Source organism: Micromonospora mirobrigensis, assembly GCF_900091555.1.
Lineage (GTDB): Bacteria > Actinomycetota > Actinomycetes > Mycobacteriales > Micromonosporaceae > Micromonospora > Micromonospora mirobrigensis.
The window spans coordinates 394,509-409,571 of the sequence record NZ_FMCX01000004.1 but is presented as its reverse complement, the minus strand read 5'-3'; the positions used below and the strand labels follow the sequence as shown (position 1 = coordinate 409,571).

At 73.7% G+C, this 15,063-nt stretch carries 17 protein-coding genes; 9 read left to right on the top strand and 8 right to left on the bottom strand.

The window, feature by feature from the left end:
• Positions 1-2: 2 nt before the first annotated feature.
• From GA0070564_RS16565 to GA0070564_RS16550, 4 genes are all read right to left on the bottom strand, one after another.
• Positions 3-608: a class I SAM-dependent methyltransferase gene (locus tag GA0070564_RS16565; RefSeq protein WP_091609522.1), complete on the bottom strand. Its 606-nt coding sequence runs from the start codon at positions 606-608 to the stop codon at positions 3-5.
• Positions 609-725: 117 nt separating this feature from the next.
• On the bottom strand, positions 726-1,592 hold the full coding sequence (locus GA0070564_RS16560; protein ID WP_091609521.1) for a carbohydrate ABC transporter permease: 867 nt from the start codon (positions 1,590-1,592) through the stop codon (positions 726-728).
• Positions 1,592-2,548 (bottom strand): carbohydrate ABC transporter permease, encoded by a 957-nt coding sequence (locus tag GA0070564_RS16555; RefSeq protein WP_091609520.1) that lies wholly within the window; start codon positions 2,546-2,548, stop codon positions 1,592-1,594. Before GA0070564_RS16555 ends, GA0070564_RS16560 begins: the two co-directional genes overlap by 1 nt.
• Positions 2,545-3,939 (bottom strand): ABC transporter substrate-binding protein, encoded by a 1,395-nt coding sequence (locus tag GA0070564_RS16550; protein ID WP_091609519.1) that lies wholly within the window; start codon positions 3,937-3,939, stop codon positions 2,545-2,547. The genes GA0070564_RS16555 and GA0070564_RS16550 overlap by 4 nt, the downstream gene beginning before the upstream one ends.
• A gap of 116 nt (positions 3,940-4,055) precedes the next feature.
• Here GA0070564_RS16550 and GA0070564_RS16545 point away from each other — a divergent pair, with 116 nt between their 5' ends.
• Genes GA0070564_RS16545 through GA0070564_RS16535 form a run of 3 tightly spaced genes read left to right on the top strand, consistent with a single transcriptional unit; the run spans position 4,056 to position 7,296 of the window.
• The gene (locus tag GA0070564_RS16545) at positions 4,056-5,096 is read left to right on the top strand and encodes a zinc-dependent alcohol dehydrogenase (protein ID WP_091609518.1); all 1,041 of its coding nucleotides are present in this window, start codon (positions 4,056-4,058) and stop codon (positions 5,094-5,096) included.
• Positions 5,093-5,911, top strand: a complete 819-nt coding sequence (locus tag GA0070564_RS16540; protein WP_091609517.1) for a sugar phosphate isomerase/epimerase family protein — start codon at positions 5,093-5,095, stop codon at positions 5,909-5,911. The genes GA0070564_RS16545 and GA0070564_RS16540 overlap by 4 nt, the downstream gene beginning before the upstream one ends.
• On the top strand, positions 5,908-7,296 hold the full coding sequence (locus GA0070564_RS16535; protein WP_425412483.1) for an MGH1-like glycoside hydrolase domain-containing protein: 1,389 nt from the start codon (positions 5,908-5,910) through the stop codon (positions 7,294-7,296). The genes GA0070564_RS16540 and GA0070564_RS16535 overlap by 4 nt, the downstream gene beginning before the upstream one ends.
• Here GA0070564_RS16535 and GA0070564_RS16530 read toward each other — a convergent pair.
• The 3 genes from GA0070564_RS16530 to GA0070564_RS16520 all read right to left on the bottom strand — a co-directional run bounded on the left by GA0070564_RS16530 (position 7,258) and on the right by GA0070564_RS16520 (position 9,869).
• Positions 7,258-7,962 carry a CBS domain-containing protein gene (locus GA0070564_RS16530; RefSeq protein ID WP_091609516.1) on the bottom strand — a complete coding sequence of 235 codons (705 nt, stop codon included), beginning with the start codon at positions 7,960-7,962 and terminating at the stop codon, positions 7,258-7,260. The genes GA0070564_RS16535 and GA0070564_RS16530 overlap by 39 nt on opposite strands.
• Before the next feature lie 118 nt (positions 7,963-8,080).
• Positions 8,081-9,316, bottom strand: coding sequence for a hypothetical protein (locus tag GA0070564_RS16525; protein WP_091609515.1), 1,236 nt, complete (start codon positions 9,314-9,316; stop codon positions 8,081-8,083).
• Between the two features lie 40 nt (positions 9,317-9,356).
• Complete coding sequence (locus GA0070564_RS16520) at positions 9,357-9,869, bottom strand: NUDIX hydrolase (protein WP_091609514.1); 513 nt, start codon at positions 9,867-9,869, stop codon at positions 9,357-9,359.
• Between the two features lie 73 nt (positions 9,870-9,942).
• Between GA0070564_RS16520 and GA0070564_RS16515 the strand changes: the two genes are divergently transcribed.
• Complete coding sequence (locus tag GA0070564_RS16515) at positions 9,943-10,437, top strand: type II toxin-antitoxin system PemK/MazF family toxin (RefSeq protein WP_091609513.1); 495 nt, start codon at positions 9,943-9,945, stop codon at positions 10,435-10,437.
• A gap of 71 nt (positions 10,438-10,508) precedes the next feature.
• Here the strand turns inward: GA0070564_RS16515 and GA0070564_RS16510 are convergent, their stop codons facing one another.
• The gene (locus GA0070564_RS16510) at positions 10,509-11,159 is read right to left on the bottom strand and encodes a GGDEF domain-containing protein (protein ID WP_091609694.1); all 651 of its coding nucleotides are present in this window, start codon (positions 11,157-11,159) and stop codon (positions 10,509-10,511) included.
• Between the two features lie 254 nt (positions 11,160-11,413).
• On the opposite strand from GA0070564_RS16510, the gene GA0070564_RS16505 reads away from it, so the two are divergent.
• From GA0070564_RS16505 to GA0070564_RS16485, 5 genes are all read left to right on the top strand, one after another.
• Entirely contained in the window at positions 11,414-11,653 is a 240-nt protein-coding gene (locus GA0070564_RS16505) for a DUF397 domain-containing protein (RefSeq protein ID WP_091609512.1), read from the top strand.
• Between the two features lie 127 nt (positions 11,654-11,780).
• A complete protein-coding gene (locus tag GA0070564_RS16500) occupies positions 11,781-12,668 on the top strand; it encodes a helix-turn-helix domain-containing protein (protein ID WP_091609511.1) in 888 nt (295 codons plus the stop codon).
• Between the two features lie 84 nt (positions 12,669-12,752).
• The gene (locus tag GA0070564_RS16495) at positions 12,753-13,601 is read left to right on the top strand and encodes an SAM-dependent methyltransferase (RefSeq protein ID WP_091609693.1); all 849 of its coding nucleotides are present in this window, start codon (positions 12,753-12,755) and stop codon (positions 13,599-13,601) included.
• Between the two features lie 137 nt (positions 13,602-13,738).
• A complete protein-coding gene (locus GA0070564_RS16490) occupies positions 13,739-14,806 on the top strand; it encodes a LacI family DNA-binding transcriptional regulator (protein WP_091609510.1) in 1,068 nt (355 codons plus the stop codon).
• Positions 14,807-14,808: 2 nt separating this feature from the next.
• Positions 14,809-15,006, top strand: a complete 198-nt coding sequence (locus GA0070564_RS16485) for a hypothetical protein (protein ID WP_091609509.1) — start codon at positions 14,809-14,811, stop codon at positions 15,004-15,006.
• Positions 15,007-15,063: the final 57 nt, after the last annotated feature.

The window sequence follows — 15,063 nt, the reverse complement described above, 5'->3', positions numbered from 1 at the left end:
GGTCAGTCGGCGGGGCGGCGCAGGGCGGTGACCGCGAAGGTGGCCTCGTCCTGCCAGGGGCGCAGGTCCCAGGTGGCGAAGCGGTGTTCGAGGCGCAGGCCGACCGCGGCGGTGTCGGCGTCGAAGTCGGGCAGTCGGTAGCCGCGGTCGGTGCCGAAGCCGACCACCAGCAGCCCGTCGGGGCGCAGGTGGGCAGCGATCCGGCCCAGCACCTCCCGCTCGGTGCCCGGCGCCACGAAGGCCATCACGTTGCCGGCGCAGACCGCCGCGTCGAACGGCTCGGCCTCGCCGGCCTCCGCCAGGTCCAGCTCGGCCAGGTCGCCGACCAGCCAGAGCGGGCCGGGGTGGTCGGTGCGGGCGGCCTCGACCAGCGCGGGATCGGCGTCCACGCCGACGACGGTGTGGCCCCGCCGGGCCAGTGCCGCGCCCACCCGGCCCGTCCCGCAGCCCGCGTCGAGGATCCGCGAGCCGGGGGCCACCATCGCGTCGACGAGTCGCGCCTCACCGGCCAGGTCGACCCCTTCGGCGGCCATCCGCCGGAACCGGTCGATGTACCACTGCGAGTGCTCGGGACCGGTCTCGGTCACCCAGCGGGTCGGGTTCGCCATGCCGCCACGGTAACCGCCCCACCGGCCGGGCCCACGGCGGAGTCGGGTCTCCGGGTCGGCGTCGGCGTGCCGGACCGCGCTCGACAGGCTTGTTCCCTCCACCGCCCGGCCCTGGGCTCAGCCCTTCTCGGCGCCGCTGGTGAGGCCCTCGGTCAACAGGCGCTCGCTGGCGAAGAAGAGGATGACGATGGGCAGGGTGAGCAGCACCGAGCCCGCCATCAGCACCGTCTTCGGCACCTCGACGCCGTCGGAGAGCAGGGACAACCCCAGCGACACCGTCCACCGGTTCGGCTTGTCGACCAGGAACAGCAGGGCGAAGAAGAACTCGTTCCAGGCGATCATGAAGTCGTAGAGCGCGACCGCCATGATCGACGGCGCCGCCAGCGGCAGGCTGACCCGGCGGATGATGCCGAGCCGACCGGCCCCGTCGATGGCCGCGGACTCCTCCAGGCTGACCGGGATCGTCTCGAAGTAGTTCTTCAACATGTAGACCGACACCGGCAGGGTCTGCGAGATGTAGACCAGCACCAGGCCGAGCAGTGACCCGCGCAGCCCGGCCCGGGTGAAGACCACGAAGAGCGGGATCGCGATGACGATCGACGGGAACAGGTAGACCGCCAGGAACAGGAAGTTCACCTGCCGCCGGCCGAAGAACCGCAGCCGGGAGACCGCGTACGCGCCGGGGATGGCGACCAGCAGGGTGAGCAGGGTCGCGCTGACCGCGACGATGCCGCTGTTGCGGATGAAGGTGAGGAAGCCCTGGCCGCCCTCCTCGACCGACTTCAACACCTCCGCGTACGTGGCGACGGTCAGCTCGCCGAACGGCACCAGCAGCGCCCCCGGGTCGAGCAGCAGCCGCTCGATCGGGCGTACCGACAGCACCAGCATGTAGTAGAAGGGCAGCACGGTGACCAGCAGGAAGCCCGCGATCACCAGCCGGCGCAGCCAGCGCAGGGTGACCGTCTCGATCCGGTCCCGGTCCATCACGCCTCCTTCCGGGCGGTGAAGAAGCGCAGGTAGATGCCGACGAAGATGATCAGCACCACGGCCAGGACGACCGCCTGCGCCGCCGCCGCCCCGATGTCGGTACGCGCGGTGAGGAACTGGTAGACCCGGACGCTGACCACCTCGGTGCCGGCGGCCCCGCCGGTGAGCAGGTAGACGTCGTCGAACTTGTTGAAGGTCATGATGAAGCGCAGCAGGGACAGCAGCGCGATCACCGGCAGCAGTTGCGGGAGCAGGATGTGCCGGAACCGCTGGGTCGGGGTGGCCCCGTCGACCAGGGCCGCCTCCTCCAGCTCGCCGGGGACCGCCTGGAGGCGGGCCAGCAGGAAGAGGAAGGCGAACGGGAAGTACCGCCACGCCTCGAAGGCGATCACCGTCCAGAGCGCGGTCGAGTCCTGGGAGAGGAACGGAATGGGCGTGTCCCAGCCGAGGAACCGCTGCCCCCAGTTGTTGACCAGACCGAGCTGCGGGTCGAGCAGCACCTGCCAGACGAAGGCGACGGCCACCACCGGCGCCACGTACGGCAGCAGCATGGACGCCCGGACCAGGGTGCGGCCCTTGAACGGCCGGCGCACCACCAGGGCGGCCACCAGGCCGATCGCGATCGAGCCGAAGGTCCCCCCGACGGCGTAGAGCAGGGTGGTCCAGAGCGTGTCGGCGAACCCGGGGGTGTGCAGCACCCGGTCGAAGTTCGACATGGTGAACTCGCCGAAGAGCCCGGTCTTGCGCAGCGTGGCGAGGCGTACCCGCTGGAAGGCCAGGAGCACCGTCCAGACGATCGGGATGCCGATCACCGCGACCACGACGAGCAGGGTCGGCGCGACCAGCGCGAGCCCGGCGCGGGACTCGCGCTGGCGCAGGGTCACCGGCCGGCGGCCGGTGGGCGGCCGCTCCCGGGTGGGGGAGCGGCCGGCCTCCGGCGCGGTGGTGGTCAATTCACACCGGCCTTGATCGCCTCGACGTCCTTCTTGGCCCGCTTGGCCGCCGCGGCGGCGTCGGACTTGCCGCCGACGACGTCGGCGAGGGCCTTCGGCACGGGCAGCTCACCGAGGATCGCCCCGACCAGTTTGCCCTGCCCCTGCGGCAGCCCCCAGCGGGTGAACGTGTCCGGGCTGCGGCCCAGCGTGTCGAGCACGTCCTTGCCGTAGACGTCGGAGAGCGGCTTCTTGGCGTCCACCCCGGCCTGGCTGGTGCGCCAGGCGGTCAGGAACTTCTCCTTGTCGTCGGCGGTGCCCTTGCGGACCGGGAACCGGCCCTCGGGGGACATGCCGAACCAGCGCGGGTAGCCGTCGGAGAGCATGTACTCCACGAAGGACTTCGCCGGGTCGCTGGCCGCGCCGTCGAGGACCGCCCACGAGCTGATCTCGCCGTACTGGGCCGGCTCGGTGGCGTTCGGGCCCTTGATGGCGGTGACGAAGCCGCTGTTCTTGGCCAGGAAGGTCGGGTCGGCGGCGCACTGCGGGCAGGTCGGCTTGGCGTCGTTGCGCAGCCCCGCCATCTCGTCGAGGATGAACGGCGACCAGACCACCATGGCCGCCTTGCCGGCGAAGTAGGTGGCCCGGGTGGTGTCGACGTCCTGCGCGCCCTTGACCGAGTGGTTGCGCATCAGGTCGCCGTAGAACCGGAACGCCTCCACGCACTCCGGCGAGTCCAGCTTGACGTTCCCCGAGTCGTCGGTGAGCTGGCAGTTGTTCGCCAGCGCCAGGTGCTCGAAGGTCTGCTGGGTGAAGACGTCACCGGGGGCGGTGGCCGCGGTGATGCCGGCGACGCCGCCGGTGTTCAGCCTGGTCGCGGCCGCGGTGATCTTCTCGTACGTGTCGGGGGCGGGCAGGCCGGCCGCGTCGAAGAGATCCTTGCGGTAGACCAGCAGCTGGCCCCACCCGTCACTGGGGACGGAGAGCTGCTTGCCGTCGTCGGAGGTCAGCTCCAGGGCGCGCGGGGAGAACGTCTCCTTGCCCAGCTTGTCGACGATCTGCGCGTTGGCGTCCGGGTGCAGCAGCTCGTTGCCGGCGAGCGTACGGATGCCGGCCAGCGAGACCGAGCCCACCACGTCGGGCAGCTCGCCGGCCGCGGCGCTGGAGGCGATCAGCGAGGGGAACTGGTCCTCGTTCACCGGAACCAGGTTGACCTTGACGCCGGTCTTGGCGGTGTAGTCCGCGATGATCGCCTTGGTGGCGTTCACCCGGTCGGCCACGTCCTCGAGGCTCCAGACGGTGATCTGGGAGTTGTCACTTTTCGGCTCGTCGTTGCCGCAGGCCAGCAGGCTGGCCCCGGCCAATGCCATGATCAGGGTTGAGGCGAGGATCCGCGTCGGAGGGGATGACACCGGTGGCACTCCTCTCGAAGGGTACATGAAGGATTCAACGTCTTGTTCTGATCAATTACAAGACATATAACTATTTTTGTCATTCGCACCAACCCGGCGCTTCCGGGAAGTGACTCATGGGCAATTGGGTTGTCTCACTCGCGGGCCCCCGACTGATCGGTCTGGAGCCCTGCCCCTACGATCCGCTCGGCCCCGGCCAGGTGCGGGTCCGCACCTGCTACTCCGGCATCTCGGCCGGCACCGAGCTCACGCTCTACCGGGGCAGCAACCCCCGGCTCAGCAAGGACTGGGACGACGTCACCCGGATGTTCGTACCCCGCCAGACCCCCGTGCCATACCCCCTGGTGGGTTTCGGCTACGAGGAGGTCGGCGAGGTGGTCGAGGTGGCCTCCGACGTCTCCGACCGACATCCGGGCCAGACCGTCTGGGGCATCTGGGGGCACCGGGCCGAGGCGGTCGTACCGGCCGGCGCGATCACCCCGCTGCCGTCCGGGATGGACCCGCTCGCCGCGGTCTTCGCCCGCCCCGGCGCCATCGCGCTGACCGCCGTCCTCGCCGCCGACCTGCACCTCGGGGACTGGGTCGGGGTGTTCGGGCAGGGCGTCATCGGGCTGCTCGCCACCCGGCTCGGCATGCTCTCCGGCGCCCGGGTGGTCGCCGTCGACCGGATGCCCGCCCGGCTGGCCATGGCCGCCCGGCTCGGCGCCCGGCTCACCGTCGACGCCGGCGTCGAGTCGGCCGCCGGCGTCCTGCACCGGGCCACCGACGGCCGCGGCGCGGACGTCTGCCTGGAGCTGTCCGGGGCGTACCCGGCGCTGCACGAGGCGATCCGGGCCACCACCCACGCCGGCCGCGTGGTGGCGGCCGGCTTCTACCAGGGCCCGGCCGACGGCCTCGGCCTCGGCGAGGAGTTCCACCACAACCGCATCCAGCTGGTGGCGGCCCAGGTCTCCGGCCCCACCCCCGCGCCGAGCATGGCCGGCCGGTGGACCGGCACCCGCGTGGCGCACACCTTCATGGAACTGGTGGCCGAGGGCAGCGTCGACCCGTTGCCGCTGGTGAGCCACGTCGTCGACGCGAGCGCGGTGGCCGACGCGCTGGCGCTGCTCGACCACGCGGCCGGTGACGTCCTACAAGTCGTGCTGAGGTTCTCATGACCATTCCCATCGCCTGCCAGGAACAGCTGCTCCCCGGCGCCGACCTGATCCAGAAGCACGCCCTCGCGGTCTCCCTCGGCTACGACGGGATCGAGCTGCGCGGTCGCGCCGACTTCGCCCTCGCCCGCCGCCGGCCCGAACTGCGCCGGGCCCGCGCCGCCGGAGTGGCCATGCCGACCGTCTGCGTCGAGATGGACCACTTCCTCGGCGACTTCGACCCGGCCCGCTCCCGCGACGCCGTGGCCAACCTGCGCTCCCAGCTGTCGGTGATCGCCGAACTCGGCGGCATCGGGGCGATGACCCCGGCCGCCTGGGGGATGTTCTCCCGCCGGCTGCCGCCGTTCGAACCGCCCCGCTCGGCCGCCGGCGACCGGCAGGTGCTCGTCGACGCCCTGGGCGAGCTGGGCGAACACGCCCGGGCCGAGGGGGTCACCCTCTTCCTGGAACCCCTCAACCGGTACGAGGACCACATGGTCAACCGGCTGGAGGACGCGGTCGCCCTCTGCGCCACGGTGGGACTGCCCTCGGTCCGGGTGGTGGCCGACACCTTCCACATGAACATCGAGGAGGACGACGTGCACCGGGCGCTGCGCGCCGCCGCGCCGTACCTCGGCCACGTCCAGGTCAGCGACTCAAACCGGTTCCAGCCCGGCGCGGGCCACCTGGACTGGCCGGCGCTGCTGCGTACCCTGCTGGAGCTGAACTACCGGGGCTGGCTCGCCCTGGAGTGCCGGCTGCGCGGCGACCCGGTACGCGCCCTGCAACAGGCCGCCACCGTGCTCCGGCACGCCCAGCCCCGGCAGGCCGCCGCGTGACCGCCCCGGGGCCGGCCGCGCCCGCGGTGACCGGCGACGGGGGCGGCCCGGCGGAGGCGGACCAGCTGCGCCGCCTCGCCGTGGCCACCCTCGACGGCAACTGGGAACACGACCACACCGTGCCGTCGCGGACCCTCTACCCGCACCAGTGGAGCTGGGACTCGGCGTTCATCGCGATCGGGCTGGCCCACATCCGCCCCGAGCGGGCCTGGCAGGAGCTGCGTACGCTCTTCGCGGCCCAGTGGGCCGACGGCCGGATGCCGCACATCGTGTTCAACCCGAGGCTGCGGGTCGAGGCGTACTTCCCGGGGCCGGAGTTCTGGGGCTCGGACCGCGCCGACGACGCCCCGGCCGCGGCCACCTCGGGCATCGTGCAGCCGCCCGTGCACGCGCTCGCCGCCTGGCTGGTGCACCGCCGCGCGCCCTCGGCCGCCTCACGGGCGGCGCTGGCCGAGCTCTATCCCGCCCTGGTGGCCCAGCAGCGTTACCTGGCCGAGCGCCGGGACGTCGCCGGCGGCGGGCTGGCGTGCGTGGTCCACCCGTGGGAGTCCGGGCTGGACAACAGCCCCGCCTGGGACGAGCCGATGGCGGCGGTGCCGGCCGACGCCGCCGTGATGCGGGCGTACACCCGGCACGACACCGTGCACGCCGACGCCGCGCACCGCCCCACGGACCTGGACTACGCGCGCTACCTGGCGATGGTGGAGTCGTACCGGGAGCACCGCTACCGCGACGACGACCTGGCGCGGTGGCACCCGTTCCTGGTCGAGTGCCCGCTGTTCAACGCCGCCCGGGGCGCCGCCGAGCACGCCCTCGCCGACATCGCCACGGTGATCGGCGTCGACCCGGCCCCGCACCGCGACCGCGCCCGACGGATCACCGAGGCCCTGGTCGGGCGCCTCTTCGACCCCGTCACCGGCACCTTCCAGCCCCGCGACGTCCGGGCCGACCGGCTGGTGCCCGCGCGTACCGCGCTCGGCCTCACCCCGCTGATCCTCCCCGACCTGCCGCCCCGGCAGGCCGCGGCGGTGGTCACCGAGGCGTGTTCGGCCCGGTTCGGGCTGGCGCCCCGGATGGACCGGCCACTGCCCAGCCACGACCGGACGGCGAGCGACTTCGAACCGCTGCGCTACTGGCGGGGGCCGAGCTGGATGAACCTGAACTGGCTGCTCTGGCGGGGACTGCGCAGCCACGGCCGCCCCGACCTGGCCGCCGGGCTGCGCCGGTCGATGATCGACCTGGTCGCCGGGGCCGGCTGCCACGAGTACTTCCACCCGGACACCGGCGCGGGCCTCGGCTCGGCCGCGTTCGGCTGGACCGCGGCGCTCCTCCTCGACGCCCTCGCCTCAGGCGATGCCGGCCGGGGTGGAGCCGCCGAGGCGTAGCGCGGCCATCGGCGCGTCGTCCACCGCGTACCCGAGCGCGTCGACCACCTGCACCACGCCGCTGACCTGCGCGCTCAGTCGCAGCGCGAGGTGCACGGTGGACCAGCGGTCGAGTTGGCCGGTCAGGGTCACCACGCCCTCGCGCACGGTGACGTCGACGGCGGTGTCCGGCAGCGCGAGCACCCGGTGCAGCACCTCCTGCACCACGTCCCGGCGGATGTCGTCGTCCGGGCGCAGGTGCACCGCGAGCAGGTCACCCCGGGTCACGATGCCGACCAGCCGACCCAGGTCGTCCACCACCGGCAGCCGCTTGACCCGGCGCCCGGTCATCAGCCGGGCCGCCTCGACCAGCGTGGCGTCCGGCCCGACGGTGATCGCCGGTGCGGTCATCAGGTCAGCGGCCAGGGTCGCGTCCGCCTTGATCCGGGCCTGCCGCCGCCGGCTGCCGGGGAACACCCGGCGCTCGTGCGGCTGCCCCAGCAGCTCCACCTTGTGCAGCAGGTCCGCCTCGGAGACCACCCCGAGCACCCGCCGGCCGCCGTCGACCACCGGCGCCGCGGTCACCCGCCGGCCGGTCAGCGCGTCCACGACCTCCCGGTACGCGGTGTTCTCCCGTACCGTCGCGACGTCCGTCGTCATCACGTCCCGTACCTGCCACGTCCGCATGGTGACCTCCTCGGCTCCCCCTCGACGCTAGGGGCCGGCCGGCCGCAGCGGCAGGGGCGCACGGGCCCGTCGGAACGGGACCGGTCCTGGTCCACCCGGGCCGGAGGTCCCGCCCGGGTCACCGCGGCTGGTCGGCCTCGGCCTCGGGCAGCTCCGCCGGCTCGGCCACCCAGGCGGAGAAGACCGGCAGGCCGTGCCACGGGCCCGGCGTGTCGCCGCGCCGGTCGGTGGCCACCGCCACCACCGCGTACGGGTGGCCGAAGCGCAGCTCGGCGGTCCGGGCCACCCCCTCGGGCGGCAGCGACACCAGCCCCATCAGCCCGGTGACCGCGGCGGCCTCGAAGCCGTACCGGGAGTAGCGGGCTACCGCCGCCTGCCGCGCGGCGACGTCCGCCCCGGGCGCGTCCACCAGCGCGGCCAGGGCCCGCCCGACGGTGGTGAAGCCCAGCCCGGCGGCGGTCAGGTCGTGCTCGTCGGACGCCGACCAGCAGGGCAGCGTCGCGACGTGCCGCTCCTCCCGCCCGCCGGGGGCGTTGGTCCGGACGGTCTCCTCGCGCAGCCTCCACAGCGGGGTGTCGCCCAGCGGCAGCTCGAACAGGGACCGCCGCCCGGCCGGGCCGTCCCCGTCGAGCACGGCGGGGGCCAGCTCGTGGGCGACGGCCAGCACGTCCCGCGCGGACACCCCGGGGGCGGCGGCGACCGACACGACGGTCAGGCCGGCGCCGTCGGCGTCCCGGGCGTCGGCGGCGTGCACGGCCACGTCGCCGGCCCGCCCGGTGGCGACGATCCAGGCCCGGTGGCCGTGCCGGGGCGACCGCAGCACCCGGGTCAGCCGCCTCGACCAGTCGCTGTCCGCACCGAGGGCGTCCGCGCCGACCACCTCGAACGGCTGCTCCCAGGAGATCCGGGTGGCCACCGCGCCGGCCAGGGCGAACAGCACGTCGGGGCCGACCGGCAGCGGGAACCTGCCGATCAGGCCGAGGGTGTGCTCGCGGGCCCAGGCGTCCAGCTCGTCCTGTCCGGGCAGCGGACCGGTCCCGGTCGCCTCGGGCAGCGTGGCCCGCCAGTCCGTCCAGCCGGCGGTGTCGTACCCGGGCCGGTGCCAGGCGGCGGTCGCCGCCGCGACCAGCGGGTGCGGGTCGTCGAGCAGCGCGGCCGCCAACCGGGCCGCCGTAGCCGGATCGGCGCCCAGCAGGTCGGTCAGCTCGTCGCGGTCGGGACCGGTGGCCGCGCCGGCGCCGAGGGCCAGCAGCAGCCAGGCCCCGAGCGGGGAGGCGACGTGGTGCCGATCCCCGACGGCGCGGTGCAGCCGGTCGGCGTAGCGGGCGAGGGCGGCGTGCGGAGTCTGGGTCATCCCTCCACTCTGCCCACCCGGCGGCCGGTCGGCACGGTCGTCACGACCAGAGTTCGAACGGCTCGTCGATCCGTTCACCGGCCAGGAAGTCCTCGACCAGCGTCGGCAGGCGGCCCGGATAGAACCGGGCCGACCCGGCGACGATCTCGGCGACCGGCCACCAGCGGAAGCCGAAGTAGTCCTCCACCTCGTAGTCGAGCCGCTCGGCGCCGTCCGCGTCCGGGCCGGGTCCGACCAGCCGTACGGTCAGCACCACCTCGTCCTGCACGTGCCGCAGCTGTCGGTGGACGAAGCTGGCCCGGCGCCGCCAGGTCGGCGGCCCGAGCTGGTCCGCGGTGGCCCGGATGCCGGTCTCCTCGCGCAGCTCGCGCAGGGCGGTGTCCACGTACGTCTCGCCGGGGTCCATCCCGCCGCCGGGCAGCTCCCACCAGATGCCGAGCCGGGGATGGTCGGGGTCGCGGGTGTGGAAGAGCAGCACCCGCCCGTCGCCGTCGAGCACCACCAGGCGGACCGCCCGGCGCTCGATGACGGGCAGGTCGTCGGGAAGGTCCACCGGGTCAGTCAAGCACGGCGCCGGTGCCCGCCGCGCGCTGCGCGGTCGACCGGCTGCGGCTAGGCTGCCGGCCGTGGCGAACCTGTTGAGGAACGTGGCGTCGAGGCTCGGCCGGGTGACCGGGAGGGGCGCGCCGTCGGCCGGTGGCCCGGCGGTGGTCCCGGCGCAGGCCGCCCGCCGGCGCCAGGTGGCCGCCCTGCAACGCCGGGAGCTGGCGTACGCCCCGGAGCTGGATGGGCAGGCCGACCCGGGGGAGATCGTCTGGACCTGGGTGAACTACGAGGACGATCCCCGGCAGGGCAAGGACCGACCGGTGCTCGTGGTCGGGCGCTCCAGCCGCACGTTGTTCGGGCTGATGCTCTCCAGTCAGAGCGAGCGGGACGGCCAGCGGCACTGGCTCGCCCTCGGCCCCGGCGAGTGGGACCGCGACCACCGCCCCAGTTGGGTACGCCTCGACCGGGTGCTCACCATGCGGGAGGACGGCATCCGGCGGGAGGGCGCGGTGCTGGACCGGGCCCGGTTCGAGCGGGTGGGGCAGGCGCTGCGCGCCGGCTACGGCTGGCGCTGACCGCACCGCCCGGGGAGTCGCCGCGGCGGGGCCGGCCGGCCGGCCCGGAAGTCCGCGCGGGGTGAGCCGGCTCAGCACTCGGCGAGGCGTGCGGTCTCCAGCAGGGCCCGTCGGGGCCGGGTGGCGGTGACGCTCTTGGCCCGGTACATCGCCTCGTCGGCGCGGCAGAGCGCCTCGGCGAGCTGGGTGTGACCGGTCACCGGCGCCAGCCCGACCGAGGCGGTCACCCGCAGGCTCATCGAGCCGAGCGCGATCGGCGCGGCCAGTGAGTCGCAGAGCCGGCGGGTGGCGTGGTCGATCCACCGCCGGTCCACGGTGGGGGTGGCCAGCAGTCCGGCGAACTCGTCGCCGCCGAGCCGGGCCACCAGGTTGTCCCCGGCGAAGGCGGCCAGCCGTTGCGCGACGCAGATCAGCACCTGGTCGCCGGCGGCGTGCCCGTAACGGTCGTTGATCTGTTTGAAGTCGTCGAGGTCCAGGACCACGGCGATCAACGGCTGGCCGGCGGCGTCGGTGAGCAGGGTGGCGGCGAGGCGGTGGAAGGCCCGCCGGTTGGGCAGCCCGGTCAACGGGTCGTGGCTGGCGGCGTGCCGCTCGGCGGCCAGCTCCGCCTCGAGGTGACCGATCTTCTCCTCGGCGCGCAGGGCCCGGGCGCGCAGCTGCCAGGCGGAGATCAACGCGCCCGCCGCCGAGATCCCGGACGCGACGGTCAACGGATCCGGCACGAGCCCTCCCATCACCGGGTGTCTCCGGCCCGCGAGGTGGCGTCCGCCCCCGCGTCAGGCCACGTTTTCCCTGCGTGTCGCCAGGTGGGGGGTAACCCAAAGTGAACGGATGGGTACCGGTCCCGTGCGATATCATGCTCGCTGTCCGATGCAGATGCAATAGCAGATGCACGTGCATCCAGGTCCACACTCGACGCTCCGGCCACCACCGCCCCTCCCCGCGGCATCGGCAGGCTCTTCACGAAGGACGCGCCATGCAGCAGCCTCAGAACGGCGTTCCGGTCACCCTCCTGCCCGCCCTCAAGTGGCAGAAGAGCCGCCGGAGCAACCCGAGCGGCAACTGTGTCGAGCTGGCCGAACTGCCCGGCGGCGCCGGCATCGCGATGCGCAACTCACGACATCCCGAGGGGCCGGCCCTGATCTACACGGTGGACGAGATCGCCGCCTTCGTGCTCGGCGCCCGCGACGGGGACTTCGATCACCTGATCAACTGAGCCGTCCCGTCGACGGGACCGAAAGTCCGTCCGGAGGAGTTCTTCTCACTGACCGTTCATGGCATGCTTACACGTCGGCCGGGCTGGGGCGCCCGGTCCGGGTCAGCAGGCATGCGGAGGTCGGCACGTGACGATGGTTCCCGCCGAGAGCGGCCCGGCCACCGGTCCCACCGTGCTGCGCATGCTGCTCGGCGCCCAGCTGCGCCGGCTGCGCGAGACCGCCGGGGTGACCCGCGAGGGGGCCGGCTGGGAGATCCGCTCCTCCGAGTCGAAGATCAGCCGGATGGAGTTGGGTCGGGTCGGCTTCAAGGAGCGCGACGTCTCCGACCTGCTCACCCTCTACGGCGTCAAGGACCCCGACGAGCGGGCCGCGCTGTTGAAGCTGGCTCGCGACGCGAACAGCCCCGGCTGGTGGCACCGGTACGGTGACGTCCTGCCCGCCTGGTTCCAGTCGTACCTGGGGCTGGAGGCCGCGGCGGCGCTGATCCGCACCTACGAGGTGCAGTTCGTCCCCGGTCTGCTCCAGACCGCCGACTACGCCCGCGCCGTGGTGCTGCTGGGTCACCCGTCGGCCACCCCGGACGAGCTGGACCGCCGGGTCGGCCTGCGCATCCAGCGCCAGGAGCTGCTGCGCCGCAGCGATCCGCCGCAACTCTGGGCGGTGGTCGACGAGGCCGCGCTGCGCCGACCGATCGGCGGGCCGGCGGTGATGCGCGGGCAGATCACCGCGCTCATCGAGGCGACCCGCTCGCCGAACGTCCGCCTCCAGGTGATCCCCTTCGACGCGGGCGGCCACGCCGCCGCCGGAGGCGCCTTCACCATCCTGCGCTTCGGCGACCAGGACCTGCCCGACATCGTCTACATCGAACAGCTCACCAGCGCGATCTATCTGGACAAGCGTGAGGACCTCGACTTCTACGCGCTGGCCATGGAACGGCTCTGCGTGGAGGCCGAGCCTCCGGAGCGCACCCCGGAGATCCTCGGCCGGCTGCTGGCGGAGCGGTATCCCGGCTGACCGGGTCTCCGGCGGTGGGGGAGGGGCATTAGCATGGTCCGACCAGTGACAGTGGACACACTGCGCAGCGTGACGGAGGCCCCCTTGACCACCGACGTTCCGGGCACCCCGGCGACCGCCCCGCACCCCAGCGACCGGATCGACACCTCGGTGGCGCATCCCGCCCGCCGCTACAACTACTGGCTCGGCGGTAAGGACAACTTCCAGGCCGACCGGGATTCCGGCGACGCGATGGCGGCCCGCTTCCCGACCATCCGCACCAGCGCCCTGGAGAACCGCCGGTTCCTGCGGCGCGCGGTCGGCCACCTGGCCCGCGAGGCGGGCATCCGGCAGTTCCTCGACATCGGCACCGGCATCCCGACCGCCGACAACACCCACGAGGTGGCCCAGGCCGTGGCCCCGGACTCCCGGGTGGTCTACGTCGACAACGACCCGATCGTGCTGGCCCACGCGCGGGCCCTGCTCACCAGCTCGCCGGAGGGCGCGACCGCCTACCTCGACGCCGACGTCCGCGACCCGGAGCGGATCCTGCGCCACCCCGACCTGCTGCGCACACTCGACCTGTCCCGTCCGGTGGCGCTGATGCTGGTGGCGGTGCTGCACTTCGTGCCGGACGCCGACGACCCGTACGCCGCGGTGACCCGTCTGCTGGACGCGCTGCCACCTGGCAGCTACCTGGCCGCCTCGCACGCCACCCACGAGTACCTCCCACCCCACATCGCGGAGGAGGCCAGGGCGGCGGCGAAGGGCGGCGGTCCGCACGGCATGATCAACCTGCGTACCCGCAAGGAGTTCACCCGCTTCTTCGAGGGGCTGGAGCTGGTCGAGCCGGGCATCACGTCGGTGGCGCAGTGGCGTGCCGACGACGAACCGCAGCCCCGGCCGTCGGTGGTCGACGTCAGCATGTACGGCGCGGTGGCCCGCAAGAACTGACCGTCCCGCGTCCCGGCCCGGCGGTCTCTTCCGCCGGGCCGTTTCGCGTCTCCCGTCCTTTTCCATTGACGCGCGCCGACGGGCGGGGGTAGCTTCTGAATCGATACAGTTCTGAATCGATACAGAAGGGGGTCCCGGTGAAGCCCACCCTGCAAGCCGTGGCGGACGCCGTCGGTGTCTCCCGCAGCACCGTCTCCAACGCCTACAGCCGGCCCGACCAGCTCTCACCGGCGCTGCGCACGCAGATCCTCGCGGCGGCCCGGGAGCTCGGCTACGCCGGCCCCAACCCCACCGCGCGGTCGCTGCGCCGGGGCTTCGTCGGCGCCATCGGCGTCCTGTTCACCTCGCAGTTGTCGTACGCGTTCACCGACCCGTTCGCCGTCCGTTTCCTGGCCGGGGTGAGCCGGGCGGCCGAGCGGCACGGCACGAGCCTGCTGCTGGTGCCCCTGCCGGACGACCCCGCCGGGGCCCGCCAGGCCGTCGAGAACGCCGCCGTCGACGGCTTCTGCGTCTACTGCGCCGGCGACGAGAGCTGGGCGCTCGACGTGATCGGCGACCGCGGCCTGCCGTACGTCACCACCGCCGCCCGCATCGGCGCGGGCACCGACCACCGCTACGTGGCCATCGACGAGCGGGCCGCGGCCCGCTCCGCCGCCGAACACGTGGCCGCCCTCGGGCACCGGCGGGTGGCGTTCCTGGGCGACGGCGTGCTGCCCGACGCGCCGTCGGGCCCGCTGCGACTGTCCACGGCGGACGAGGTGCCGCACCCCACCACCCGGGGCCGGCTCGCCGGTTTCCAGGACGCGTTCGCCGCGGTCGGTGTCGACTGGTCCGCGGTCACCCTGCTCACCGCCGCCGGCAACAGCCGGGCCGCGGGCGCCGACGCCGTCCGCGACCTGCTCGCCGACGACGCGCCACCGACCGCCGTACTGGCCTGCTCCGACGTGCTGGCGCTCGGGGTGCTCGACGCGCTGGCCGCCCGGGACCGGCGCACCGCCGAGCGGCATCCCGTCTCGGTGACCGGTTTCGACGACATTCCGGAGGCCGCCGAGGCGGGCCTCACCACCGTGCGCCAACCGGCCGAGGAGAAGGGCCGGATCGCCACCGAACTGCTGCTGGAACCGCCCGCCGACCCGGCCGCCGGGCAGGTCCTGCTCGACACCGAACTGATCGTCCGCACCTCCACCCGTCCCGTAAGGAGCTGACCATGGAGCACCCGACCGGCTACACCCTCGCCATCGACGCCGTCACCCGGCACGTCAACTCGGCCCGCCCGGACGCCCCCGTGCTGCCGCACCGGGAACCACGGCCGCGCCTCGCGCCCAGCCGGCTGCTCGCGGCGACCGCCCTGCGCCGGCTCGCCGACCTGATGGAACCGGCCCCGGCCAAGCCCTGCGCCGGCTGACCGCTCGCCCATCCGCCCTGGCCCCGGTCGAAAACCGGCGCCGGGGTGGTGGTCGGC

Excerpts from the sequence above, each read along its gene's own strand:
- GA0070564_RS16565 (WP_091609522.1), bottom strand. The coding sequence starts at position 608 with ATGGCGAACCCGACCCGCTGGGTGACCGAGACCGGTCCCGAGCACTCG.
- GA0070564_RS16560 (WP_091609521.1), bottom strand. The coding sequence starts at position 1,592 with ATGGACCGGGACCGGATCGAGACGGTCACCCTGCGCTGGCTGCGCCGG.
- GA0070564_RS16545 (WP_091609518.1), top strand. The coding sequence starts at position 4,056 with ATGGGCAATTGGGTTGTCTCACTCGCGGGCCCCCGACTGATCGGTCTG.
- GA0070564_RS16540 (WP_091609517.1), top strand. The coding sequence starts at position 5,093 with ATGACCATTCCCATCGCCTGCCAGGAACAGCTGCTCCCCGGCGCCGAC.
- GA0070564_RS16530 (WP_091609516.1), bottom strand. The coding sequence starts at position 7,962 with ATGCGGACGTGGCAGGTACGGGACGTGATGACGACGGACGTCGCGACG.
- GA0070564_RS16525 (WP_091609515.1), bottom strand. The coding sequence starts at position 9,316 with ATGACCCAGACTCCGCACGCCGCCCTCGCCCGCTACGCCGACCGGCTG.
- GA0070564_RS16505 (WP_091609512.1), top strand. The coding sequence starts at position 11,414 with ATGCAGCAGCCTCAGAACGGCGTTCCGGTCACCCTCCTGCCCGCCCTC.
- GA0070564_RS16485 (WP_091609509.1), top strand. The coding sequence starts at position 14,809 with ATGGAGCACCCGACCGGCTACACCCTCGCCATCGACGCCGTCACCCGG.